Below are 24,308 nucleotides of genomic sequence, written 5' to 3'. Positions count from 1 at the left end.
CCTGATGATCAACGGTCTCGTGCCTGTGCTGCTGCCGCGTCAACTCCCGCTGGACACGGACGATCTACGCGATCCAGGAACTTGCAACCGCCCTGGCCGACCTGCCCGCGAACGTGCCGGGCCCCCTGAAGAGTGAACCCCCATATGGGTGAGATTACTTGCCCCCGCGGCGCGAAGAACCGAAGCATAAAGGTGCACGGAACACTCCGCCCGCCTCAACACCACCGCATCCGAGTGGCACCGCCGCAGGGAGCGAACAAGACTGTCCATGGTTTCGTGATCAGGCGAAAACGCACGGTCCCCGGAGACCGGGCACCGCCGGCCGATGGTTTTCGACCTTTTCTTCAGGGAGCTCGCATGGTGGAGAAGTCTGCCGACATCTTGATGCCCGGTCCGGACGAACCCGTGATCGCGGGGCATGCAGGCATCATCCCGGCGGCCACGGAGACCGAGCGGGAACTCGCCGGAATCCTGGCGGACGTCGTCCAGGCCGAGCACGTCCCGCCCGACAGTCACTTCTTCGACGACCTGGGCGCCAACTCCCTGGTCATGGCACAGTTCTGCGCACGGGTCCGGAAAAGGCCGGATCTGCCGACGGTGTCCATGAAGGACATCTACCGCAACCCCACACTCCGCGGCCTGGCCGAAGCCCTCGCGGTCAACACGCCACCGCCCGTGGACACCCCCGTACCGGCGGCCCCGACGACGCCCGCGGACACCACGCCGGCGCCGGCCCGGACGGCACCGAGCACGGTGCGCTACGTGCTGTGCGGAACGGCCCAACTGCTCATTTTCCTCGGGTATTCCTTCGTCGTCGGATTGACCACCGCCCGGGCCTACGAGTGGATCGGCTCGGCATCGGGCTTCGTCGACATCTATCTCCGGTCGCTGGCGTTCGGGACCGGCGGTTTCATCCTCGTCTGCCTCTTCCCGGTCGCGGCGAAGTGGATTCTCGTCGGCCGCTGGAAGCCCGGCGAGTTCCCGGTGTGGAGTGCGGCCTATCTCCGCTTCTGGATCGTCAAGGTGCTCCTGCACGCGAATCCGATGATTCTCTTCACCGGTAATCCGGTGTACGTCATGTATCTGCGGGCCCTGGGCGCGCGGATCGGCAAGAACGTCACGATCCTCTCCCACTCCGTGCCGGTCTGCACCGACCTGCTCACCATCGGCGCGGACACGGTGATCCGCAAGGACACGTTCTTCCAGTGCTACCGCGCGCACGCCGGACACATCCAGACCGGCCGGGTCGACATCGGCCGGGACGTCTTCGTCGGCGAGAAGTCCGTGATCGACATCGACACCTCGATGGGCGACGGCTCCCAGCTCGGCCACGCCTCCGCCCTGTACCGGGGCCAGCACGTGCCGGCCGGAGAGCACCGGCACGGCTCCCCGGCACAGCCCACGCCGGTCGAGCACATCAGGGTCGAACCGACCCGGTGCGGCACACTGCGGCGGGCCGTCTTCGGGGTGACCTCCCTGCTCCAGCTGTTCCTGCTGTACCTGCCGTTCACCGTCGGCGGCATCTACATCCTGTTCGCGGAGGTGCCGGCCCTGCAGGGCCGGCTGGACGCGGGCACGACCCTGTCCACGGTTCCCGAGTTCCTCACCGACACCCTGGCCCTGTCCGCCGTGGTGTTCTTCGGCGGGGTCGTGGTGGGCCCGGCCCTGCTGTTCACGGTGCCGCGGCTGCTGAGCCTGGCCGTCAAGCCCGACCGGGTCTACCCGCTCTACGGCTTCCACTACGCGATGCACCGGGCGGTGGCGGGCCTGACGAACCTCAAGTTCTTCCCCTGGCTCTTCGGGGACAGCTCCTACATCGTGTTCTACCTGCGCCGACTCGGATACGACCTGTCCCGGGTGGAACAGACCGGCTCGAACTTCGGCACCGAGGTGCAGCACGAGACACCGTTCCTGGTGTCCGTCGGCAGCGGGACGATGGTGGCCGACGGGCTCTCCCTGCTCAACGCCGAGTACTCCAGCACGTCCTTCAAGGTGAGCCGGACGTCGATCGGCGCGCACAACTTCCTCGGCAACAACATCGCCTTTCCGGCGGGGGCCAGGACGGGCGACAACTGCCTGCTCGCGACGAAGGTGATGATCCCCCTCGACGGCGAGCTGCGCGAAGGGGTCGGGCTGCTCGGTTCACCGTGCTTCGAGATCCCCCGTTCGGTGGAGCGGGACACCCGCTTCGACCACCTCAGGACGGGCGACTCCCTGCGCCGAAGCCTCACCGCGAAGAACCGCTACAACCTCCGCTCCATGGCACTGTTCCTGCTGCTGCGCTGGGTGCTGGCCGCCGTGCTCACCGGGCTCGGCCTGGCCTGCGTCGACCTGTACGGCACGCTGGGCCACGTGGTGATCGCCGGCTACCTGGCCCTCACCCTCGCCGTCACGGCCGGCTACTACATCCTGGTGGAGCGGGTCATCACCTCCTTCCGGCCCCTGAGCCCCCGCCTGTGCTCCATCTACGACCCGTACTTCTGGTGGCACGAGCGGCTGTGGAAGGTGCCGGACAAGTGGCTCGAGCTGTTCAACGGGACGCCGTTCAAGAGCCTGGTCTGGCGCCTGATGGGCGTCCGCATCGGCCGCAGGGTCTACGACGACGGCTGCTACATCACGGAGCGGACGCTCGCCGTCATCGGGGACGACTCAACGCTGAACGCGGGCAGCAAGATCCAGTGCCACTCGCAGGAGGACGGCACCTTCAAGTCGGACCACATCACGCTCGGCTCCGGCTGCACGCTCGGGGTCGGCGCGCACGTGCACTACGGCGTGACGCTCGGCGACGGGGCCGTACTGGCGCCCGATTCCTTCCTCATGAAAGGCGAGGAAGTCCCCGCGAAGGCGGAGTGGGGCGGAAACCCCGCCGCGCCGACGGCGAAGTGAGGAGGGGCCATTCCATGGAAGCGCTCGTAGCAGCGGACAGGGAGTTCTGGGGCGAGGTGCTGACCGCCGGCGGCTTCACCGCCGTTCCGCGGTGGACATGCGAGCCGGTGGCCGGCGAGGCCGAGCACGAGCAGACCGTGCCGGCCGCCACGGCGCGGGCGGTGCGCGCCCTGGCGGCGGAGCTGGGAGTGCCGTCCAGCGCGGTGCTGCTGGCCGCGCACGCCAAGGTGCTGGCCGCGCTGTCCGGTGAGCCGGACGTGGTGACGGGCTGGGTCACGGGCCCCGGCGCCGTACCGCTGCCCTGCCGGCTGGCCGTCGCGCCCGCGTCCTGGCGCCGGCTGGTGCTCGACGCCCACCGCGCCGCGGCGGACCTGCTCGCACACCGGGACTTCCCCGTCGACGAGCTGCGCCGGGAACTCGGGCTCCCGGGACCGTCGTTCGAGACGGTCTTCGACCCGGCGGACACCGGGGGCGGCGCCCTGCCCGCCGAGGCGGTGCTGCGGGTGGCCTTCGGCGAGCGGGACGGGCTGCCGACGGCACGGCTGCGGTACCGCAGCGACGCGCTGGACGCCGGGGCCGCGGCCCGGGTCTGCGGCTACCACCTGACCGCGCTGCGGCGCATGACCGCCGACGTGGACGCCGAGCACTCCCGGCAGAGCCTGCTGTCACCGGAGGAGACACGCGACCAGTTGGAGGGCCTGGCCGGGCCCCACCGGGAACTGCCGGCCGCACGGGCGCACGAGCTGTTCGAGGAGCGCGTACGCGCCCACCCCGAGGCGGTGGCGGCGGTGCACGGCGACCGCTCGTGGACGTACGGGGAGCTGAACGCGCGGGCCAACCGGCTGGCCCGGGCGCTGCTGGCGCGTGGGCTGAGCCGTGAGGACGTGGTGGCCGTGGTCACCGAGCGCACGCTCGACTGGCTGGCGGCGGTGCTGGCGGTGTTCAAGGCCGGCGGCGCCTACCTGCCGATCGAGCCGCACTTCCCGGCCGGGCGCATCGAGGCGACGCTCGCGCGGGCCGGCTGCCGGCTGGTGCTGACCGAACCGGGCAGCACCGCCACTTTGGACGCCGCGCTGGCCGCGCTGCCGCCGGGAACCGAGAAGGTGCTGATCGAAACGGCGTACGCGGAGCGGCACGCGGACGACGACCTCGGCGTGGAGGTCGCCCCCGGCCAGTTGGCGTACATCTACTTCACCTCCGGCTCCACCGGCGAGCCCAAGGGTGCGATGTGCGAGCACGCGGGCATGCTCAACCACCTGTACGCCAAGATCGACGATCTGGGGATCGGACCTGGGCGGGTGGTGGCGCAGACGGCTCCGCAGTGCTTCGACATCTCGCTGTGGCAGTTGCTGGCCGCGCTGCTGGTGGGCGGGCGGACCCTGCTGGTCGAGCAGGACGCCGTCGTGGACGTGGAGCGGTTCGTCGACACGCTGGTGCGGGGCCGGGTCGCCGTGGCGCAGGTCGTGCCCTCCTATCTGGAGGTGGTGGCCTCGTACCTGGAGCGGCACCGCCGCGAACTGCCCGACCTCGCCTGCGTGTCGGTGACCGGCGAGGCGCTGAAGCGGGAGCTCGTCCAGCGCTGGTTCGCCCTCCAGCCGGGCATCAAGCTGGTCAACGCCTACGGCCTGACCGAGACGTCGGACGACACCAACCACGAGGTCATGGACGTGGTCCCGGACCGGGTGCTGCTGGGACGGCCGGTCAACAACGTGCGCGTCCACGTCGTCGACGAGAACCTCTCGCCGGTGCCGCTCGGCGCCCCCGGGCTGATCGCGTTCTCCGGCGTGTGCGTGGGACGCGGATACGTCAACGATCCCGAGCGGACCCGCGAGGCCTACCGTGAGGACCCGCACCGGCCGGGCGAGCGGCTGTACCTGGCGGGCGACTGGGGGCGCTGGCACCCCGGCGGGAAGCTGGAGTTCCTCGGCCGCCGGGACAGCCAGGTCAAGATCCGCGGGTTCCGCATCGAGATCGGGGAGATCGAGAACACCCTGCTGCGCGTTCCGGGGGTCCGGGACGGCGCGGTGGTCGTCGCCGAACTCGCGGGCGGCAGCACGCATCTGATCGCCTTCCACACCGGACGGCGGCTCAGACCGGAGGAGTTGCGCGAGGCGCTCGGTGCCGCGCTCCCCGCGTACATGGTCCCGTCGGCCTTCCACTGGCAGGACGGGCTGCCGCTGACCGCCAACGGGAAGATCGACCGCAAGGCGCTGACCGCGCTGGCCGAACGGAGCGCGCCGGCGCCGGAGCAGGCGGGTTCAGGGGAGCCCGACGACGCCCCGCGCACCCCGGCCGAGCAGCGGCTGGCGGATGCCTGGGCGGAACTGCTGGGGGTGTCCCGGCAGGCGATCGGCCGGCGGGACCACTTCTTCGACCTCGGCGGCACCTCCCTGTCGGCCGTGAAGCTCACCATCGCGCTGAACCGCGAGGTGTCCCTCAAGGACATCACCCGGCACCCGGTGCTCGCCGAACTCGCCGCGTGCCTCGACGGTTCGGCCCGGCGGCGGACGGAGTTGCTCCAGCCACTGTCGGAGGCCGGGGCAGAGGCCTCCGCGGAGTACGTGCTGGTGTGCTTCCCCCACGCGGGCGGCAACGCGGTCAACTTCCAGCCGCTGGCGAGCGCCCTGGCCACCAGCGGTGTCGCCGTCCACGCGGTGGACCTGCCCGGCCACGACCTGGCCGCAGGCGAGGAGCCGTTCGCCGCGCTGGAGCAGGTGGTGGAGCGGGTCGCCGCCGAGGTCGCCGGGCGCGGTCCGCGGCGGGTCATGCTGTGGGGCCACTCCTCCGGCACCGCGCCCGCCCTGCTGACCGCCCGCAGGCTCGCCGCGCTCGAGGTGGACGTGACACGGGTGTTCCTCGGCGCGCAACTGCTCGGCACGGCCGCCGAACGACGCGCAGCCATCGCCGAGTTGACGATGCGCAGCGACGCCGAGATCGCCGCCCGGCTCGGTGCGGACGGCGGCTACCTGGAGCTCGGCGAGCTGAACGCGGAGCACGCACGGCGCGTCGGGGCCGCCTACCGGCACGACTGCGTGTCGGCGCACCGCTGCTTCGCCGATGCCCTGGACGGCACCGCTGCGGTGAGAGTGGCCGCTCCGGTCACCGTGGTCGTCGCCGCCGACGACCCGAGCACCGCGGGCTTCCGGGACCACTGGCGAGACTGGGAGTTCCTGGCCGAGCAGGTGGAGCTGTGTGAACTCACCGACGGCGGCCACTACTTCCCCCGCACCCGCCCGGCCGCCGCGGCGGCGGCCGTCCTGGACGCCGCCGAACTGCTGGCCTCCTCCTGAACACCGCTGAGGTCCGCCCTGGCCTCGTTGGTGACGAACGAAAGGAAACCGAGATGTCGTTCCCGTCCCCGGCTTCGGTACTGGAGGTGGAGCTGCGACCGGGCAGACCGCCCGTCCTGAGCGTCGAGCCCTTTGCGGACGCGACCGGATGGGCGGCCGAGCACCGCGAGGCACTGCGGGCGCGGGTCGCGGAGCACGGAGCGCTGCTCGTGCGCGGCCTGAAACTGCGGGAGCCGGAGCAGATCTCCTCCGTCTTCACGGTCCTGGCCGGCCCCCTGATGCCGGAACGGGAGGCCTTCGCCCCTCGCGAGTCCTACGGGGCCGGCCTGTACTCCTCGACCGCCTGGCCCGCCAACCAGCCCATGTGCATGCACCACGAGCTGAGTTATGCGCTGAAGGTGCCCGGGTTGATGCTCTTCGCGTGCCCGACCGCTCCGGCCGAGGGCGGGGCGACCGCGGTGGCCGACGCGGAGGCCGTGCTCGGCGCGCTGCCCGCGGAGCTGACCGAGCGCTTCGAGCGCGAGGGCTGGCTGCTCACCCGCAGCTACAACGACGAGATCGGGGCGTCCCTGGCGGAGTCGTTCGGGACCGAAGACCGCGAGACCGTCGAGAACTACTGCCGCGCCCACGCCATCGACTTCGCCTGGCAGCCCGACGGCGGCCTGCGCACCCGGCAGCGGCGCTGCGCCGTGGTCCGGCACCCGGTCACCGGCCGGCGCTGCTGGTTCAACCAGATCGCCTTCCTCAACGAGTGGACGCTGGCCCCGGAGGTGCGCGAGTACCTGGTGGACGAGTACGGCCCGGACGGGCTCCCGTTCAACACCCGCTTCGGCGACGGGGCACCGATCGGCGAGGACGTCGTCCAGCTGCTCAACGAGACCTACGAGGCGCAGACCCTGCGCGAGCCCTGGCAGTCCGGCGACCTGATGCTGGTCGACAACATCCGCACCGCGCACAGCAGGGAGGCCTTCAGCGGTGACCGGCAGGTGCTGGTCGCCATGGCCGAGCCCCAGCGCCTGGCCGAGTACGGCCCGACTCCGAAGGGAAGCAGGCGATGACCTCCGTCACCTCCCCCGCCACCGACCCGACCGCCTCCCGATCGGCCCCGGTGCCGACCTTCGCCGTGATCTCCGGCGCCCAGGTACGGCAAGCGCTCGAGGGGCGCGAGAAGGAGCTCACGGAGCTGGTCGAGGCGACCTACCGGCTGCACGGCTCCGGCAGCACGGTGAACCCGCCCTCGTACTTCCTGCGCTTCCCCGACAGTCCCACGGCGCGGATCATCGCGCTGCCGGCCTCCGTCGGCGGGCCGGTGGGCGTGGACGGACTGAAGTGGATCTCCAGCTTCCCGGCCAACGTCGGTTCCGGTCTGCCCCGGGCCTCGGCGGTCCTGGTCCTCAACGACCACGACACCGGCTACCCCTTCGCCTGTCTGGAGAGCTCCATCATCAGCGCCACCAGGACCGCCGCGTCCGCGGCGCTGGCCGCCGACTGGCTGACCCGCAACCGGCCCCGCCCCACCCGGGTCGGCTTCTTCGGCACCGGTCTGATCGCGCGTTACATCCACGCCTTCCTGACCGGCACCGGATTCGGCTTCGGCAGCGTCGGCGTGTACGACGTGTCCGCCGACAGCGCCGCCGGGTTCTGCGGCTACCTGCGCCGGACCGGCGCGGCCGGGCATGCCCCGGAGATCACCGTCCACGAGAGCCCCGAGGACCTGATCCGCTCCAGCGACCTGGTGGTCTTCGCGACGATCGCCGGCGAGCCGCACGTCACGGACCCGTCCTGGTTCACCCACCATCCGGTCGTCCTGCACGTGTCGTTGCGCGATCTCGCCCCCCAGGTGCTCCTCTCGGCGGCCAACTTCGTCGACGACGTCGAGCACTGCCTCAAGGCCGGCACTTCGCCGCACCTGACCGAGCAACTCACCGGCGGCCGGGAGTTCCTGAACGGGACCCTCGACGACGTCATGACCGGGCGGGTGGATCCGCCCACCGACCGGCCGGTGATCTTCTCGCCGTTCGGCCTGGGGGTCCTCGACCTCGCCGTCGGCAAGTACGTCTACGAGGAGGTGGCCCGCGCCGGAAACCTGCACGTCATCGACGACTTCTTCCATGAGCTGCACCGGTACGGCTGAAATTTCCTTCCCTCGGCCCAGGCATCAGGAGGCCAGCGTGCCCGTCATCTCAGCCCCCCACGCCTTCAACGAAGGCCAACTCTATGTTGATCTCCGGTCGATCTTCGGGCGCTCGCTCTACCTGAAGTGCGAGGGTTTCAACTTCGCCGGCTCGATCAAGATGAAGGCCGCGACAGAGATGGTGGAGGCCGCGGAACGGGACGGCCTCCTGACGCCCCGCTCGATCCTCATCGAGTCCTCGTCGGGAAACCTCGGTGTGGCGCTCAGCATGATCGCCGCCAGCAAGGGTTACCGGTTCCTGTGCGTGACGGACTCGCGCTGCAACCTGTCGGCCCGGCTGCTGATGGAGGCGCTGGGCAGCGAGGTGCACGTCATCGCCGACCAGGACGCCAACGGAGGGTTCCTCGGCGCACGGCTCGACTACGTCCGCGCGCTGTGTGCCTCCGACGACCGGTACGTCTGGCTGAGCCAGTACACCAACCCGAACAACTGGGGGGCCCACTACCGCAAGACCGCGCCGGAGATCGCGCGTCAGTTCCCCCGTCTCGACGTGCTGTTCGTCGGCTCGGGCACCACCGGCACACTGATGGGCTGCGCCCGCTTCTTCCGCGACTGGCACCGGCCGGTGCGGATCGTCGCGGTGGACACCGTCGGCTCGGTGGCCTTCGGCGGCAAGCCGGGCCGGCGGATGATCCCCGGACTGGGCATGAGCATCCGCCCGCCGCTGCTCGACGAGTCCTTCGTCGACGAGGTGGTCCGGGTCGAGGAGGCGGACACCATTCGCGCCTGCCACCGGCTGGCCCGGCGCGGCTTCCTGTTCGGCGGTTCCACCGGGACGGTGGTCAGCGGCGCGATGGAGTGGCTGTCGCGCAACGACGCACGCGAACTGACCGCCGTGGCCATCGCCCCGGACCTCGGAGAGCGCTACCTCGACACGATCTACCAGTCCTCCTGGCTGAAGGACCTGTACGGCGACGCGGTCCTCGGCGACCTGCACGACCAGGAGGAGCCCGACACGGAGGAGGTGACCGCCGGCTCCCTGGCCGTCGACCCGCGCTCCCGCCGGCAGCGCGGGCCCGGCGACCCGTAGGGCCTCTCGTTCGGATCACGCCGGGCTCGCGGACCCCGGCACCGCTCCCCCAGGCTCTTCGAGCAGCCCGCCACGCGGACGGGACCGCGCGGCGCACGGCCGCCCCGCGGTCCCCTCCGGGAGCCCGGCGCCGGTCAGCTCGCCGCGCCGCGCAGTTCGGACAACGTGGCCGCGGTCAGCGGCCGGGGCTCGCTGCCGGCGTCGACCAGGACCACCGTGCAGGTGGCGGCATGGGTCAGGGCCGCGGTGAAACTGCCGTCGGCGAACTGGGCGAGCGCGCCGCGCGGCGAACGGCCCACCGCCACGGCACGTGCGCCCACCTCGGCGGCGTGCCGGGCCAGGGCGCGGCCGGCCGCCGCGTGGTCGCCGACACTGCCGAGGATCTGGCCCCGTGCGACGACGCCCTGGGCGGCGAGGCGGTCGAGGTGGCCGGTGACGGTGGCGCGCGCCTGCGCGAAGTCCTCGGCGTCGGCCGCCTGTTCCTCGACGACGGCGGTCTGCTGGACGTGCACGACCTCCAGGGGGCTGCCGGTGTCCCGGGCGAGTCGTGCCGCGGCGTCGACGATCACGGCGGCCCCTTCGTGGGCACCGACGGCGACGACCACGGGCGGCGTGCCGGTGGACGGCACGGTGCCGACGGGCGTGAACGTCGGCGTGACGGGTTCCCCTTCGGCGGTGTTCGTCTCGGCCTGTCGCAGCAGCCGGTGGCCGCAGGCCAGCACCGGAATGGCGAGGAGGAAGGTGGCGGCGCCGAGGTAGAACGGGACGCTGAGGTCGGTGGCGTCGGCGAGCTTGCCGGCGACGTAGGGGGCCAGGCCGCCGCCGATGAAGCGCAGGAAGCCGTACGCCGAGGAGGCGACGGGCCGCTCGACCGGGGAGACGAGCATGACGGCCTGGGTGGTCAGGGTGTTATTGATGCCGATGAACGCGCCGCTGACGACGACCGCCACGATGACCACGGTCGGGGTGGCGACGCCGGCGGCTATGACGGCCATCACGATGCTCAGGCCGACCAGGTTGGCGTAGAGCACGGGGGCGGTGCCGTAGCGGGCCTGGAGGCGCGGGGCGAAGAAGACGCTGAAGGCGGCGACGAGCAGGCCCCAGCCGGTGAAGACCAGCCCGAGCTGGTGGGCGTCCAGCTCCATCGGGTACGGCGCGTAGCCGAGCATGGTGAAGAAGCCCCAGTTGTAGAGCAGGGCCATGAGGCCCATGGTCAGCAGGCCGCGGTGGCGCAGCGCCTTGAGGGGGGCCAGCGGCGAGGTGCGGCGTGCGGGCTTCGGCAGGTTCGGGACGAAGGCCAGGGTGGCCACGAGCGCGATGGCCATGAGGACGGCGACGCCGAAGAAGGGGCCGCGCCAGCTGATGGAGCCCAGTTCGCCGCCGAGCAGCGGGCCCACGGCGATGCCGAGGCCGAGCGCGGTCTCGTAGAGGATGATCGCGCCGCCGAAGCCGCCGCTGGCGGAGGCGACGATGACGGCCAGCGAGGTGGCGATGAACAGGGCGTTGCCCAGTCCCCAGCCGGCGCGGAAGCCGACGATGCCGTCGATGGAGCCCGATGTGCCGGCCAGGGCGGAGAAGACGACGATGACGGCCAGGCCGGTGACGAGGGTGCGCTTGGCCCCGAAGCGGCTGGAGAACCAGCCGACGATCAGCATCGCGACCGCGGTGACGATCAGGTAGCTGCTGAACAGCAGGGAGACCTGGCTGGGCGTGGCGTGCAGGTTCTTGGCCAGGGCGGGCAGGATCGGGTCGACCAGGCCGATGCCCATGAACGAGATGACGCAGGCGAACGCGACGGCCCAGACGGCCTTGGGTTGTTTGAAAGGACTGGCGGCCTTTCCGTGGCCGGCGGGCTTTGCGTGCGGTGCACTCATGTGCGCCTCTCCTGTGAGATGGGCTGAGGTGGTCGGCGGTGGCGTGGGCGGGTCAGGAGCGCGCCTGGCGGTCCTCGATGACGCGGGCCAGGGCCGGCAGCGCGACACGCACCGCGCGCTGTTCGGCCTCGGGCAGTTCCTCGACGAGTTGCCGAAGGGCGCGGGCGCGTTCGGCGCGGCGCCGGCGGAAGAGCTCCAGCCCCGCGTCGGTGACCTCCACCAGCACGCCCCGCCCGTCGCTGTGGTCCGCGGTGCGTCGCACCAGGCCCGCACGCTCCAGCCGGGTCACGAGCTGGGTCATGTTGGGCTGGGACACGCTTTCCGCCCGCGCCAGCTCGGTCAGCCGGTACGGGCCCTCGCGGCCCAGCCGGGACAGTGCCGAGGAGGCGGCGGTGCTCAGTCCGCCGGCGGTCGCGCTGCGCCGCACGTAGCGGACCAGCTGCTCGACGGCGATCATCAGGTCCTCGGGCGACGCCTCGGGGTCCACTGGGTCCATAACCCGCTTATGCATAAGTGCATTATGCACTTAGCTGTAGGACGAAACAAGATTCCGCGGTTCCGTGACATCCGTCACGCCCAAACCCGCAACTAGGCGTCCGGCATAGTAGGCGCCCCTCAAGTGACATATGGGATATGTCCGCCTTCGTGCAGGCAGCGCGCCGCAGCGACACTCCGACGCATCACTCCCCCGCCGTCGGCGCTCATTCCGTGCCATTCAGGACTCCTGACCGGGCGTCAGGAGTGCGGATACCGCGAGGAGGCGGGAACAGCACGTTCACGTTCGCTTTCGCAAGGACTTCGCGAAACTACGAGGTGAGGTAGTACCGAGGGCCCTTTGCGCCCTTTGCGGAGCCGTCCCAAGAATGACGACCCCCACCCCGAGCGAGGTCACGCATGGGCACGCACCGCAAGAAGCAGCACTACCGGCGCATAGTCGTCGCCGCCGTCGCCGTGGGCGCCGTCGCCGTCCCTTCCACCGCACTGGCCTGCACCGGCAGTACCGCCGCCCCCGGAGGCAGCAGCCCCTCCTTCGGCGCCGGAAACCAGCCGGGCGGATCCAGTGGATTCCAGCCGGGTGGACCCGGCTGGGCCTGGCACGGCCACCCCTTCTCCCCGATCAGCCCCGCTTCGCCGGCCGAGCCGTCCGCTCCCGCCGAACCGAGCGCACCGGACGCCGGAGCACCCGCCCAACCGAGCGCGCCGGACGCCGGAGCGCCCGCCCAACCGAGCCCGTCCAAGGACACCAGCACGTCGTCCGGGGCCACGGACCGCATCGTGGAACTGGTCAACTCCGAGCGCGCCAAGGTCGGTTGCTCGGCCCTGACCGTGAACGACAAGCTGGCCAAGGCCGCCCAGGCACACAGCGAGGACATGGCGACCCAGCAGAACATGTCGCACACCGGGTCCGACGGGTCCAACCCGGGCGACCGGATCACCCAGGCCGGCTACAGCTGGCAGAGCTACGGCGAGAACGTCGCCTACGGCTATGCCACTCCGGAGCAGGTCATGGCGGGCTGGATGTCCAGCGCCGGCCACAAGGCGAACATCCTCAACTGCTCGTTCAAGGAGATCGGCGTCGGTCTCGCCCAGCCCGGCAACTACTGGACCCAGGACTTCGGAGCCGCCCGCTGACCCGCGGCGGGACAGCGGCTTCCGCCCCTCGGCGGCCACGTCGTTCGGCGCGGACCGGCATTCACGCCGGACCGCGCCGAACGTGGGCCACCCGGTCCCCACAGCGGGCGGCCGCCCGCCACCGGGCTGGCGGGTACGTCCCGCACGGGGGCACCATGGACGGTGACGGGCGATGAGGCTCGCCTTGACCGCACGTCCGTGCCGATGGCCTCTGCGAGCACGGCCGCCGCCCGGCGGCCCGGCTGCGGAGGCGACCATGGCCCTGCCCCACCGCCGCGAGCGAACACCGGCACCACGTACCGGGCCCCCCGCCCCCGCCCGGGGCGCGGCGCTGCGCTTCGTGCTGCTCATCGGCGGCGTTGAGCATGTTCTCGGACTTGACATCTCCCCCAGCTGAAGCAGGGGGATTCAACCCTCACGGGTTGAGGTTTCTGCTTCATCGACAGCAGCCGACCCGAACAAGCGGCGAGGACTGGTGTGCCAGTCATCGGTCTTACGCCAGCTCCACAGACCTGACATCCCGCCAGCCCGGCGGTAGGCCCGGCCAACTTGGTTCTCGCCGCCCGGGCATTTCGGAACCTATCACCCGTCTGGCAGCCATGGCTGCCAGACGACGAATTGCCCTGGCGGCGATTCGTCTTTCCCTGCCCTGCTCCGCAGGAGTCCGATTCATCCCGCCCTGAAGGACGGGGTTCCTCGGAGGAGATCCGATGCGCACCCCGGCCCGCGACGCGATGCTCGCGCACGCCACCGCCGAGCTGGGCCGCGGCCGGGTCTACGGCGTACGGGAGGCCCTCGACGCCGCCGGCGCGACGGCCGGTCCCCTCGTCATGGTCGGGGTTCTGGCCCTGCACGGCGGTTGCCGCCTCGGTTTCGCCGTGCTCGCCGTTCCGGCCGTCCTCACGCTCCTCGTCCTGGCCGGCGCGTGGCGGCGGTACCCCGATCCGGCGGGCCTGGACACCGCCGAAGGCGTGCCCGGCCGGTGGGGCACCCCGAGGGCCTTCTGGATCTACCTGGCGGGCATGGGACTGATCGCCGCCGCCTACGCCGACTACCCGCTCATCGCCTACCACTTCGGCCGGGCCCATGTCGTCGCCACCCCCTGGATTCCCGTGCTGTACGCGGGCGCCATGGCCGCCGAGTCGGTGGCCGCCCTGGTGCTCGGCCCCGCGTTCGACCGGTGGGGCGTACGCACGGTGGTGGGGGCGACCCTGCTGACGGCGTGCTTCCCGCCGCTGGTCTTCCTCGGCGGCGCGGTACCCGCGGTGATCGGTGTGGTGCTGTGGGGACTTGGGGCGGCCGTTCAGGAGTCCGTGGCCAGGGCCGCCGTCACCGGCATGATCGGCCCGGACCGGCGGGCCTCCGCCTTCGGCCTGTTCGACACCGGCTTCGGACTGTGCTGGTTCGCCGGCAGTCTCGCCCTGGGCGCCCTCTACGACCGTTCGGTGACCGATCTGGTGGCCTTTCCGGTCGTGCTGCAACTGGCCGCCGTCCCCCTGCTGCTGGCCGCGCGGCGGCCGACGAACGGCGGTGGGGCGGGCCGGCCGGGAGCTGCACCGGCGACCGGCCGCGGGCGTGCCCGGCACGACGCCGGGTCGCGGACCTGGTCACGGTGTCGACGAGGCCCGTTCGGCGTAGGCTGGATGCTGCTACGGCGGTCCGCCGGGCACATGACGAGCGCGCCCAGCGCGCCGGTGACGGGGCTCACCGCGACCGCGGCACGACGCCGCTGACGGTCCCTGGTCCAACGGATGCGACCGGGAGGAACGATGCCCGCGCCGACCGACCCGCGCTCCCCGTCCGTGGCTCCGCCGCCTCTACCCGCCCGGCAGGTACGGCCGGCGAGACGGCCTCCGCCGTCAGGAGGACACCATGGAGTTCGACGTGATCGTGGAGATCCCCCAGGGATCCCGGAACAAGTACGAGATGGACCACGAACTGCACCGCATCCGGCTGGACCGGTTGCTGTTCACCTCCACCCAGTACCCGGCGGACTACGGCTACATCGACGGCACGCTCGGCCGCGACGGCGACCCGCTGGACGCGCTCGTGCTGACCGGCGAGCCGACGTTTCCGGGCTGCACCATCGAGTGCCGGGCGGTGGGCATGTTCGCCATGAGGGACGAACAAGGCCCCGACGAGAAGGTCCTCTGCGTCCCCGCCCACGACCCGCGGTACGCACACGTGCAGGACATCGACGACATCCCCGTGTTCGACCGGCTGGAGATCACCCACTTCTTCGAGGTGTACAAGGACCTGGAACCCGGCAAGTCCGTCGAGGGCTCGCACTGGGAGGGCCGCGAGCAGGCCTACGCGGAGATCGACGCCTCCCGTGCCCGCGCCGCCGCCGCTGAGCGCAGGCCCGTCCACGGCTGAGGGGCGCTCCGGGGGCGGTCCCGAGGGGCGGAGGAAGGCGCGGAGGAAGGCCATGACGGTGCGGACCCGGCTGGGCGCCAACGCCGTTGTCGGTGGCGGCGGGTGGCTGCCGGTCAGGCGCCGGTGGGGGCCAGGACGATGTCGAAGCGCGCCTTCGACCAGGTGCCCTCGATCGGGCGGCCGTCCGGGGTGGCGGTGCCGGGGGCCTGCTGTTCGAAGTCCTTGACCAGCGACTCCTTGACGCCGAAGACGCTGTCGCGGTCGAGCAGTTCGTCGCCGCGCACGAAAATGTGCGTGACGAGTCGCCGGTGGCCGTCCGCCGTGACCATGAAGTGCAGGTGCGAGGCGCGGTACGGTGAGCGGCCGACGGCCTGGAGCATCCTGCCGACCGGCCCGTCGTGCGGGATCGGGTACGGCGTGGGGGTGATGCCCCAGAAGCTGTAGCGGCCCTGCCGGTCGGTGAAGAGGTGGGCCCGGGCGGCGGTGCGGCCGTCGTCGTACTGCACGTCGTAGAGGCCGTCCTCGTCGGCCTCCCACACCTCGACGCGGGCGCCGGCCAGCGGAGCGCCGTCGGAGCCGGTGACCGTGCCCTCCACCCAGCACGGCTCCCCCGTCGCGCCGAACGCCATGTCGCCGCCGATCGCAATCCTCGGGGAGCCTTCGACGAAGAAGGGTCCGAACACGGTCGCCTCGGTGGCGTCGCCGCAGGCCCGGTTGTTGATCGCGATGGTCTGCATCGAGGCGCCGAGGGTGTCGGAGAGCAGGATGAACTCCTGCCGCCTGTCGTCGGTGATGTGGCCGACCTCGGTGAGGAACGCGATCGCCGCGGCCCACTCCTCCCCGGTCGGGCGGACCTCCCGCAGGAACGCGTGCAGATGCTCGACCAGCGAGACCATCACCTGCTGCAGGCGCGGGTCGCCGCACTGGCCGAAGGAGCGGACGACGCGCTGGAGGAGTTCCTCCTCCCGGGCCTCCTGCTCGGCGGACACGGGCGGCCGGGGCGTCTCGTGCTCGGCCCCGTCGGGCCCGGTGCGGACGTCGGTCATGACGGTTCGCTCCCTTCCCAGGCTGCGTGCAGCAGCGCGGTGATGTCGTCCTCCGTGACGGGGGCGGGGTTGCCGGCGGGGATCGCGGCCAGGATCGGTGCGACGGCCTTGGCGATTCCGTCCTCGGGCATGCCGTAGTCCCTGAGCGCCTTCGGCGCGTCCAGCGTGGCGCGCAGCGCGGCCAGGCCCGCCGAGGCGCTCGCGCTGCCGAAGGCCTGCGCGATGCGCCGCTCGGCCTCGGGGGCGTGGGGTGCGTTGAAGGCGAGTACATGGGGCAGGACGACGGCGTGGGTCTGGGCGTGCGGGAGATGGAACATGCCCCCCAGCACATGGCAGATCTTGTGGTGCAGGCCCGAACCGGCGCCGGCGAAGGAGACCGCGGCGAGGTAGGCGCCGTAGAGGGTCTGCTCGATCCCCTCCGTGCTCGCCGGGTCCGCGGCCACCACGGGCAGGCCGGCCGCCAAGGCGCGGACGCCCTCCCCCGCCAGCACCCGGTCGATCGGGTCGGCGCGCGGCCCCCAGAAGGCGTCGACGCAGTGCGCCATCGCGTTCAGGCCCGACGCCACGGACAACTCGCCCGGGAGGCCGGTCAGCAGGTCGGCGTCGTACACGATCGAGCGGGGCAGCACCGCGTCGTCGGCCCCGGTGGTCTTGGTCTCGCCCTCGGTCAGGCCCCACACGTTGGTCGCCTCGGATCCGGCGTAGGTCGTGGGCACGGCGACGATCGGCAGGCCGGTGGTCAGCGCCACCGCCTTGGCCAGACCCGTGGTCGAGCCACCGCCGACGCTGACCAGTACGTCGGCGCCGGACGCGGCGGCCGCCTCACGGGCACGCCGGGCGACCTCGCCGGCACGTGCATCACGACCTCGTCGTGGCGCACGGCGACCGGGATCTCCCGCGCGATCGGGTCGGCCAGGGCCGCCCCCCGGTCGGAGGCGATCAGCATGGCCTTCCGCGCCCCCAGCGCCGCGACCTCGCCGGCCACCGCGCCCGTCGCCTCGCCCGGAGCGAACACCACGCGCTGCGGCAGCGTCTCGTGAAGGAACTTCATGGCAGGTTCTCGCCTTTCGGAGGGGTCTCACACACAGGGGGCCCGGCACGCGTCACCGCCGGGCGGTGGCCATGTCGTCCCGGCTCCCTGTCCGGGTCGTACTCGTACGAGGTTTTACCCCGCGAGGTTCACCGCCCGTGCCGTGGAACGGGCTCGCCGGCCGCGGTGGGTTCCCGGCGGCGGCCGCGTACGGCGACGGCGGTGAGCAGCGCGAGGACGACGGCGGCGAACCACGTCGTCGCGTCGGACAGGCTCATGGACCGGCTGGCGGCGCCGAGGCCGACGGGCAGCAGCGCGACGCCGAGGTAGGAGGCCAGGAACAGGCCGGCGAGGGCTTCGCCGCGCCGGGCCGGCGCCGCCGCGTCGGCCACCTGTCCGACGGCGGACTTGAACAGCACGCCCGCGCCGGCCCCTGCGATGATCCCGGCGAGCAGGAACACGGGCAGGCTGGCGAGGTGGATACCGGCCGCGAGGACGGCCATGCCCAGGGCCTGGGCGAGCAGCCCGACGTACCAGCGCGCCCGGACGCCGAGCCGGCCGGTGCCTGTCTGGGCTGCCGCCGCGGCCGCGAACACGGTGAACACGACCAGTCCGGCGAGCGCCCGGGACGGGTGGTGCAGGGTTCCGCCGACGAAGCCGGGGACCACGGAGGTGAACAGGCCGAACACGGCCATGGAGGTGAAGCCGGCCGCGGCGGCGGTGAGGAATCCGGGTACGCCGAGAGCGATCCGCTGCGGGCGGTAGGCCGGCCGGACCGCGGGCCTGGCGACGGTCTCGGGCATCAGCGCGAGGGCGGCCGCACCGGTCAGCAGCAGCACGACGAAGACCGCGTACGGCAGCCGCAGCGGCGCACCCAGGTACTGGGCGAGGACCCCCGCGGCGACGGGTCCGAGGCCGAGTCCGCCGATGTTGGCCGCGGTCGACACGACCTCGAACCGGCGTGCCGAGGCGCCGGGCCGGTGGGCGCTGTGCAACTCGTGGAGATACGCGGTGGCGGTCGCCGTCAGGATGCCGACGCCGAGACCGGTGACCAGCCGGGCGAGGACCAGTACCGGCAGGGACGGCGCGGACAGGAACAGGGCGGCGGCGAGCAGTTCCAGCGCCAGAGCCGACGTCATGACCTTCTTGCGGCCGAGCCAGTCCGAGACGTGCCCGGCGAGCAGCAGACTGATCAGCACTCCGACCGCGTAGACCGCGAACACGATGGTGACCGTGAACGTGGAGAACCCGTCATGGGCCTGGTACAGGGGATACAGCGGGGTGGGAACGGTGGAGAACGCCATGGCCGTCACGAACACCGCGGCGACCGTCCAGAACCCCGTGCCGTACCGCAGTGCGGTGCCCGGACGCTGGGGCGCCCGGGCGGACCCGCCGCGCTCCGTGCGGAATCCACCGTCCAGGACGGGCGTGCTTCGAACCGGTCCTGCCCCTTGGTTCACCTCGTTCACCGCCTTTTCGTGCTTTTCCTGCCAACAAGCGGGTGGAGTCGCTTTTTCCCTTTGCGCGGAGATAATCCGAGATGATGGTTATCTGTGGGGGAGATGGCCCAGGGAAGGCCGGCCATGGATCTTCGGGAGATGAGGGTCGTCGTCGCGGTCGCCGAGGAAGGCGGGTTCAGCCCTGCGGCCCGGCGCCTGCACGTCGCGCAGTCCGCGGTCTCCAGCACCGTCCGCACGCTGGAGCGCGAGCTCGGCGCGGCGCTGTTCCACCGCACCACCCACCGGGTATCCCTGACCCCCGCGGGGCGCGCCTTCCTGCCGGCCGCCCGCGCCGCCCTGCGCGCCGCCGAGGAGGCCAGGGTCGCGGTGGACGTCGTCCAGGGCGAGTTGCACGGAGAGATCACGATCGGTGTGATGCAGGGCCTGCACGGCGGCCTCGCCGCGGCGCTGGCGGACTTCCACCGGGAGCATCCGGGGGTGGTGGTGCGGCTGTGCCAGGCCCCGGCCGGGAACATCCCGCAGGCGCTGCGCGAGGGTGCCGTCGACCTGGCGGTGACCGCCCTGGACACCCCGGTGCCGCGCGGTCTTACGACCCGGCTGCTGTCGCGGGAGGAGATGGTCCTGGTGACCGCCCCGGCGCCGGACGGCCTGCCGTCCGGGGGTCCGGTGACGCTGGCCGAGGCCGCCGGGCTGCCGCTGGTGGACTTCTCCCCCGGCTGGGCGGTGCGGCACCAGGTCGACAGGGCCTTCCGGGCGGCGTCCCTGGACCGTACCGTCACGTTCGAGGTGAACGACCTGCTCGCGGCCGCCGATCTCGTCCGGCACGGCCTCGGCGTGTGCATCATGCCCCCGTCGCTCGCCGCCCGGTTCCCGGAACTCCCGGTACGCCCCTTCGCCGGGCGCGCACCGGCCTGGACCGTCAGGGTCGTCCACCCGCGCGGAGACCTGTCGCCCGCGGTCGCCGCGTTCCTGCGCCGCGTCAGACAGCTCCGTGTGCCCGATGACTGAGGTGGAGACCGGTGTGCGGCCCGGGTGCGCGCCGGATGGCGAGGAGCGCGGCGTCGTCGCCGAGAGCCCCGTCGGTGTGGGCGAGGAGATCCTCCACCACGTGCTGGACCAGGGTCCCGGGGCCGCACCTGGCCCACTGGGCGACCCGTTCCTCCAGCGGGTAGAAGGCCCGGCTGCGGTCGCGGGCCTCCACCACACCGTCGGTGTAGAGGAGGAGGGTGTCACCGGGCCGGAACGAGAAGGCATGCAGGTCGTAGGCGCCCGGACGCAGGCCCGACATGCCCAGCGGAGGCGCCGGGCGGGGGCTCGTCATGGCGACGACGTGCCCCTGTCTGATCAGGAAGGGCGGCGGGTGCCCGCAGTGGACGACCCGGGCCACGGGGCGGTGTTCGGGGATCTCCAGCAGCAGCGCGGTGATGAAGTGCTCCTGGGCCTCCTCGTCGGCTTCCGGGTATTCGGCGAGGTAGCGGCAGACGCTGCGGTCCAGGGCCTCCGCGAGGGCGGGCAGCGTGGGGTGGTGGTGCGCGGCCTCCTGGAACGAGCCGAGCAGCGTGGCCGCCTCTCCGATCGCGGCCAGTCCCTTGCCTCGCACGTCGCCGACGATCACCCGCGCACGGTCGCCGGTGCGGGTCACCGCGTACAGGTCGCCGCCGATGCACGCCTCCTTCTCGGCTGCCAGGTACGAGGAGGCGATGTGCAGGTCACCGAGGTGGTCGGGCAGCGGGCGCAGCAGGGCTCTCTGGGCGGCCTCGGAGACGGACCGCACCCGGGCCAGTTCCTCCGTCCGCAGGTCCCGGATGTAGCACACGACCACGGAGAAGGCCGAGAGGATCGCGAGCGCGACGAGCTGCGAGATGTGGTTGGCGTCGTCCAGTCCGCCGTTGAGTACGGCGATGACCGCCTGCGCCCCCACCGCCAGGGCTCCGATCAGCCCGGTGAGCAGGTAGCCGCCGAACGAGGCGGTGATGGCGGGTGCCACGACGAGCAGGGGCCCGAGGTGGATGGATTCCGGCGAGTGGAGATCCGCCAGGGTGATCACGACGATCAGCGCCAGCGGGATCGTCACCAACGCGTGCCGCGACGGCCACGGCTGCCGCGGCCGGACGAGGCGCTGCCCGATGTGCATGGTTCCAATGTGCCCCAGTCGCGCGAAACCTGACCCGGTGCTCTCGCGTCCGGCGGGCCGGCCCGGAGCGTGGCGGCGTGTTCACCCGCGCTGCCGGGCCGTGCCGACCATGGCGGACGGGTCGACGACGCGGTCGAACTCCTCGGCGGTGACGTAGCCGGAGGCCAGTGCGGCCTCGCGCAGGGTGGTGCCCTCGTCGTCGGCTCGGTGGGCGATGGCCGAGGCCTTGTCGTAGCCGATGACCGGGGAGAGCGCGGTGACGAGCATCAGTGACCGGTCGACGTACCTGTCGATCCGGTCGCGGTTGAGTTGCGTGCCCTCGATGCAGTACTGGCGCAGCTTGGTGCAGGCGTCGGTGAGGATGGTGGCCGCGTGCAGGAAGTTGTTGATGACGATCGGGCGCATGGCGTTGAGCTCGAAGTTGCCCTGGGAGCCGGCGAAGGCGACGGCGGTGTCCTCGGACAGCACCTGGATGCAGACCATGACCATCGCCTCGCACTGGGTCGGATTGACCTTGCCCGGCATGATCGAGGAGCCCGGCTCGTTCGCCGGGAGGTTCAGTTCGGCCAGGCCGCAGCGGGGTCCGGAGGCCAGCCAGCGGATGTCGTTGGCGATCTTCATCAGTGGCACGGCCAGCGCCCTCAGCCCGGCGGAGGCGCCGACCATGGCGTCCAGACCGCCCTGGGCCGCGAACTTGTTCTCGGCCGTGGTGAACGGGAGGCCGGTCGCGGAGGCGATCTCGGCGGCGACCTGCTCGCCGAATCCGGGCGGGGCGTTGAGCCCGGTCCCGACCGCGGTGCCGCCCATGGCCAGCTCGTAGAGCCCCTGCGCGGATCCGGTGACCCGGTCGGCCGCCTGGTCGAGCTGGTGGGCGTAGCCGGACCACTCCTGTCCGGCGGTGAGCGGCACGGCGTCCTCCAGGTGGGTGCGGCCGGTCTTGACGACGTCGTGCCACTGCTCCGCCTTGGCCTCGATCGCCTGCTGGAGTGCGCGCACGCTGGGCAGCAGGCGCTCGCGGACGGCCTTGAGGGCGGCGATGTGCATGGCGGTGGGGAAGGTGTCGTTGGAGGACTGCCCCAGGTTGACGTGGTCGTTGGGGTGGACGGGTGTCTTGCTGCCCAGTTCGCCGCCGACGAGCTGGATGGCGCGGTTGCTGATGACCTCGTTGATGTTCATGTTGGACTGCGTGCCGGACCCGGTCTGCCACACGTACAGCGGGAAGTGGTCGTCGAGTTCACCGGCGATGACCTCGTCCGCGACCTTCTCGATCAGGCCGGCCTTCCAGGACGGCAGGCGTCCGGCCCGCCCGTTGACGATCGCGGCGGCCTTCTTGACGTGGCCGTAGGCGTGGTAGACGGCCTTGGGCATCCTGTCGTCCCCGATGGAGAAGTGGATCAGCGAGCGCTGGGTCTGCGCGCCCCAGTACCGGTCGGCCGGGACGTCCACGGCGCCCATCGAGTCGGTCTCCCGCCGGGTGCCCGCGGCGTGCAGGCCGACGGGCAGGTCGAGGATCTTCGGGGCGCGGTCTGCCCGCGGGTCGCCGTCCGGGGTCGCGCCAGGGCCGGGCGGCGGTGTCATGAATCCGCCCCGCCCGGGTAGACCGGCTGCCACATGGCTTGGCGGACCGCCTGGTCGGCGTCGGCGGGTTCGCGGGCGGCGACGCCCTCGCCGACCGCCGCGCGGACCACGGCCGCCGCGGTGAGCGCCGACGACTCCCGCAGGTTCTCCACCGGCGGAAGCAACGAGGCTCCCGGCACGGAGACGTCGACCTGGTCGGCCACCGCCTGCGCGGCCGCGAGCAGCATGCCGGCGGTCACGTGCGATGCGCGGGAGACGATCGTGCCCAGCCCCAGGCCGGGGTACAGCAGCGCGTTGTTGGCCTGGGCGATCCGGTAGGTCACTCCCCCGTGGTCGACGGGCGCGGTGGGGATGCCGACGGCGACCAGGGCCTTGCCCCGGGACCAGGCGATGACGTCGGCGGGCATGGCCTCGATGCGCGACGTGGGGTTGGAGAGCGGGAAGACGATCGGCCGCTCGGTGCCGGCGGCCATGGCCTCGACGACCTCGCGGGTGAACGCGCCGTGCACGGTGGAGGTGCCCAGCAGGATGGTCGGCTCGACCCGGCGCACGGTCTCCAGCAGGGTGATCGCGCCGCCGTCGCCCGCCCAGCCGGCGACCTCCCCCGGGTCGCGGGCGTACGGCCGCTGGTAGTCCCGCAGATCGGCCATGTCCCGAGTGAGCAGACCCTGTTTGTCGATCAGCCACACCTGTGCGGTGGCCTGCTCGCGGCCGGCGCCGTCCCGGATCATGGCGTCGCGCAGTTGGTCGGCGATGCCGACCCCGGCGGTGCCGGCGCCGAACACCACGAGCCTTTGGTCGCGCATCGGCACACCGCTGACCTTGACGGCCGACAGGGCCGCGGCCAGGGTGATCGCCCCGGTGCCCTGCATGTCGTCGTTGAAGATCCGGTAGGCGTCGCCGTAGGTCTCCAGGATCCGCCGGGCGTTGCTGGGGCCGAAGTCCTCGAAGTGCAGCAGCGCGCCGGGGAACATCGAGGCGGCGATGCGCAGGAACCTCCCGATGAACGCGTCGTAGTCGGCGCCGCGCACCCTGTGGTGCCGGTTGCCCAGGTAGAGCGGATCGTCCAGCAGGGACGCGCGGTCCGTGCCCACGTCCAGCGACACGGGGATGACGCGGCGCGGGTCGATGCCGGCGGCGGCCGTGTACACGGCCAGCTTGCCGACCGAGATCTGGATCCCGCCCACACCCCAGTCACCGATGCCCAGGATCTCCTCCGCGTCCGTGCACACGATCAGGTCCACGTCCTCGGGCCCGAGTCCGAGCGTGGCGAAGGCCTTCTCGATGTCCTGCGGGCGGTCGACTGACAGGAAGACGCCCCGGGGGCGGCGGTACTCGTGGGAGTACTTCTCGATCGCCTCGCCGACCGTGGGGTCGTACACGATGGGCAGCAGATCCACGAGGTGGTCGGTGAGCACCCGGTAGTAGAGGGTTTCGTTGCGGTCGTGGAGCTGCTCAAGGAACACGTTCTTGGCCAGGTCCCCGTCCTGGGCCTGCAGCTGCTCGTAGGCGCGCCGCGCTTGCTGCTCGAGCGTCAGCACCCCCGACGGCAGGCGCCCGGTCAGGCCCAGCTCGTCCCGTTCCGCCTCGGTGAACGCCACGCCGTGGTTCAGCAGTGGATCCGCCAGGGCGCTCGGAGGGGCGGAAGTCCGCACGATGCTCTTGGTCATGATGGTTTCCCCATGTGCGTAGCGATGCGCGCGCCGTTCGGCGGCCCCGCACCAGGACAGTCGTCCGCCGGTATCTCCACCGTGCGCACACAGCTCCCACCGGCGCTC

General features: G+C 71.8%; 16 protein-coding genes, 1 pseudogene and 1 riboswitch. Of the genes and pseudogenes, 9 read left to right on the top strand and 8 right to left on the bottom strand.

The window, feature by feature from the left end:
* Positions 1-357: 357 nt before the first annotated feature.
* The 5 genes from ACIHCX_RS36030 to sbnA are packed head-to-tail and all read left to right on the top strand — an operon-like array spanning position 358 to position 9,400.
* On the top strand, positions 358-2,886 hold the full coding sequence (locus ACIHCX_RS36030) for a Pls/PosA family non-ribosomal peptide synthetase (RefSeq protein WP_400037208.1): 2,529 nt from the start codon (positions 358-360) through the stop codon (positions 2,884-2,886).
* Positions 2,887-2,900: 14 nt separating this feature from the next.
* Positions 2,901-6,176, top strand: coding sequence for an amino acid adenylation domain-containing protein (locus ACIHCX_RS36025; protein ID WP_400037206.1), 3,276 nt, complete (start codon positions 2,901-2,903; stop codon positions 6,174-6,176).
* Positions 6,177-6,229: 53 nt separating this feature from the next.
* Positions 6,230-7,234 (top strand): TauD/TfdA family dioxygenase, encoded by a 1,005-nt coding sequence (locus ACIHCX_RS36020; RefSeq protein ID WP_400037204.1) that lies wholly within the window; start codon positions 6,230-6,232, stop codon positions 7,232-7,234.
* Entirely contained in the window at positions 7,231-8,310 is a 1,080-nt protein-coding gene (gene sbnB, locus ACIHCX_RS36015) for a 2,3-diaminopropionate biosynthesis protein SbnB (RefSeq protein ID WP_400037202.1), read from the top strand. Before ACIHCX_RS36020 ends, sbnB begins: the two co-directional genes overlap by 4 nt.
* 37 nt (positions 8,311-8,347) lie before the next feature.
* Positions 8,348-9,400, top strand: a complete 1,053-nt coding sequence (gene sbnA / locus ACIHCX_RS36010; RefSeq protein ID WP_400037200.1) for a 2,3-diaminopropionate biosynthesis protein SbnA — start codon at positions 8,348-8,350, stop codon at positions 9,398-9,400.
* Positions 9,401-9,534: 134 nt separating this feature from the next.
* Here the strand turns inward: sbnA and ACIHCX_RS36005 are convergent, their stop codons facing one another.
* Positions 9,535-11,274: an MFS transporter gene (locus ACIHCX_RS36005; RefSeq protein ID WP_400037198.1), complete on the bottom strand. Its 1,740-nt coding sequence runs from the start codon at positions 11,272-11,274 to the stop codon at positions 9,535-9,537.
* A gap of 52 nt (positions 11,275-11,326) precedes the next feature.
* The gene (locus ACIHCX_RS36000) at positions 11,327-11,785 is read right to left on the bottom strand and encodes a MarR family winged helix-turn-helix transcriptional regulator (protein WP_400037196.1); all 459 of its coding nucleotides are present in this window, start codon (positions 11,783-11,785) and stop codon (positions 11,327-11,329) included.
* A gap of 383 nt (positions 11,786-12,168) precedes the next feature.
* Between ACIHCX_RS36000 and ACIHCX_RS35995 the strand changes: the two genes are divergently transcribed.
* From ACIHCX_RS35995 to ACIHCX_RS35985, 3 genes are all read left to right on the top strand, one after another.
* Positions 12,169-12,906: a CAP domain-containing protein gene (locus ACIHCX_RS35995; protein ID WP_400037194.1), complete on the top strand. Its 738-nt coding sequence runs from the start codon at positions 12,169-12,171 to the stop codon at positions 12,904-12,906.
* Positions 12,907-13,065: 159 nt separating this feature from the next.
* Positions 13,066-13,127: riboswitch (Fluoride riboswitch) on the top strand.
* Between the two features lie 489 nt (positions 13,128-13,616).
* Positions 13,617-14,639, top strand: a complete 1,023-nt coding sequence (locus ACIHCX_RS35990) for an MFS transporter (RefSeq protein ID WP_400037192.1) — start codon at positions 13,617-13,619, stop codon at positions 14,637-14,639.
* Positions 14,640-14,778: 139 nt separating this feature from the next.
* Positions 14,779-15,282, top strand: a complete 504-nt coding sequence (locus ACIHCX_RS35985) for an inorganic diphosphatase (RefSeq protein ID WP_400037190.1) — start codon at positions 14,779-14,781, stop codon at positions 15,280-15,282.
* Between the two features lie 113 nt (positions 15,283-15,395).
* Here the strand turns inward: ACIHCX_RS35985 and ACIHCX_RS35980 are convergent, their stop codons facing one another.
* From ACIHCX_RS35980 to ACIHCX_RS35970, 3 genes and pseudogenes are all read right to left on the bottom strand, one after another.
* A complete protein-coding gene (locus tag ACIHCX_RS35980) occupies positions 15,396-16,328 on the bottom strand; it encodes a dioxygenase (protein WP_400037188.1) in 933 nt (310 codons plus the stop codon).
* Positions 16,325-17,379 (bottom strand): annotated as a pseudogene (locus ACIHCX_RS35975) (maleylacetate reductase). The gene ACIHCX_RS35980 and the pseudogene ACIHCX_RS35975 overlap by 4 nt, the downstream one beginning before the upstream one ends.
* 128 nt (positions 17,380-17,507) lie before the next feature.
* Positions 17,508-18,827 (bottom strand): MFS transporter, encoded by a 1,320-nt coding sequence (locus tag ACIHCX_RS35970; RefSeq protein WP_400037186.1) that lies wholly within the window; start codon positions 18,825-18,827, stop codon positions 17,508-17,510.
* Between the two features lie 114 nt (positions 18,828-18,941).
* Here ACIHCX_RS35970 and ACIHCX_RS35965 point away from each other — a divergent pair, with 114 nt between their 5' ends.
* A complete protein-coding gene (locus ACIHCX_RS35965) occupies positions 18,942-19,826 on the top strand; it encodes a LysR family transcriptional regulator (RefSeq protein ID WP_400037184.1) in 885 nt (294 codons plus the stop codon).
* On the opposite strand, the gene ACIHCX_RS35960 is transcribed toward ACIHCX_RS35965, so the two are convergent.
* The 3 genes from ACIHCX_RS35960 to ACIHCX_RS35950 all read right to left on the bottom strand — a co-directional run bounded on the left by ACIHCX_RS35960 (position 19,798) and on the right by ACIHCX_RS35950 (position 24,200).
* The gene (locus tag ACIHCX_RS35960; RefSeq protein WP_400037182.1) at positions 19,798-20,952 is read right to left on the bottom strand and encodes a PP2C family protein-serine/threonine phosphatase; all 1,155 of its coding nucleotides are present in this window, start codon (positions 20,950-20,952) and stop codon (positions 19,798-19,800) included. The two genes, ACIHCX_RS35965 and ACIHCX_RS35960, sit on opposite strands and share 29 nt — an antisense overlap.
* An 81-nt stretch (positions 20,953-21,033) precedes the next feature.
* Positions 21,034-22,530: a class II fumarate hydratase gene (gene fumC / locus ACIHCX_RS35955; protein WP_400037180.1), complete on the bottom strand. Its 1,497-nt coding sequence runs from the start codon at positions 22,528-22,530 to the stop codon at positions 21,034-21,036.
* Complete coding sequence (locus tag ACIHCX_RS35950; protein WP_400037178.1) at positions 22,527-24,200, bottom strand: NAD-dependent malic enzyme; 1,674 nt, start codon at positions 24,198-24,200, stop codon at positions 22,527-22,529. The genes fumC and ACIHCX_RS35950 overlap by 4 nt, the downstream gene beginning before the upstream one ends.
* Between the last annotated feature and the right edge of the window lie 108 nt (positions 24,201-24,308).

The sequence above is a fragment of the Streptomyces sp. NPDC052043 genome (genome assembly GCF_044548235.1).
In the GTDB taxonomy this organism is placed as follows: Bacteria; Actinomycetota; Actinomycetes; order Streptomycetales; family Streptomycetaceae; genus Streptomyces.
Note: the sequence above shows the minus strand (reverse complement) of the source record. Positions and strands in the feature narration are given on the sequence as shown.

Excerpts from the sequence above, each read along its gene's own strand:
- ACIHCX_RS35995 (WP_400037194.1), top strand. The coding sequence starts at position 12,169 with ATGGGCACGCACCGCAAGAAGCAGCACTACCGGCGCATAGTCGTCGCC.
- fumC (WP_400037180.1), bottom strand. The coding sequence starts at position 22,530 with ATGACACCGCCGCCCGGCCCTGGCGCGACCCCGGACGGCGACCCGCGG.
- ACIHCX_RS36000 (WP_400037196.1), bottom strand. The coding sequence starts at position 11,785 with ATGCATAAGCGGGTTATGGACCCAGTGGACCCCGAGGCGTCGCCCGAG.
- ACIHCX_RS35965 (WP_400037184.1), top strand. The coding sequence starts at position 18,942 with ATGGATCTTCGGGAGATGAGGGTCGTCGTCGCGGTCGCCGAGGAAGGC.
- ACIHCX_RS36025 (WP_400037206.1), top strand. The coding sequence starts at position 2,901 with ATGGAAGCGCTCGTAGCAGCGGACAGGGAGTTCTGGGGCGAGGTGCTG.
- ACIHCX_RS35950 (WP_400037178.1), bottom strand. The coding sequence starts at position 24,200 with ATGACCAAGAGCATCGTGCGGACTTCCGCCCCTCCGAGCGCCCTGGCG.
- ACIHCX_RS36020 (WP_400037204.1), top strand. The coding sequence starts at position 6,230 with ATGTCGTTCCCGTCCCCGGCTTCGGTACTGGAGGTGGAGCTGCGACCG.
- ACIHCX_RS36030 (WP_400037208.1), top strand. The coding sequence starts at position 358 with ATGGTGGAGAAGTCTGCCGACATCTTGATGCCCGGTCCGGACGAACCC.
- ACIHCX_RS35980 (WP_400037188.1), bottom strand. The coding sequence starts at position 16,328 with ATGACCGACGTCCGCACCGGGCCCGACGGGGCCGAGCACGAGACGCCC.
- ACIHCX_RS35985 (WP_400037190.1), top strand. The coding sequence starts at position 14,779 with ATGGAGTTCGACGTGATCGTGGAGATCCCCCAGGGATCCCGGAACAAG.
- sbnB (WP_400037202.1), top strand. The coding sequence starts at position 7,231 with ATGACCTCCGTCACCTCCCCCGCCACCGACCCGACCGCCTCCCGATCG.
- ACIHCX_RS35990 (WP_400037192.1), top strand. The coding sequence starts at position 13,617 with ATGCGCACCCCGGCCCGCGACGCGATGCTCGCGCACGCCACCGCCGAG.
- ACIHCX_RS36005 (WP_400037198.1), bottom strand. The coding sequence starts at position 11,274 with ATGAGTGCACCGCACGCAAAGCCCGCCGGCCACGGAAAGGCCGCCAGT.
- ACIHCX_RS35960 (WP_400037182.1), bottom strand. The coding sequence starts at position 20,952 with ATGCACATCGGGCAGCGCCTCGTCCGGCCGCGGCAGCCGTGGCCGTCG.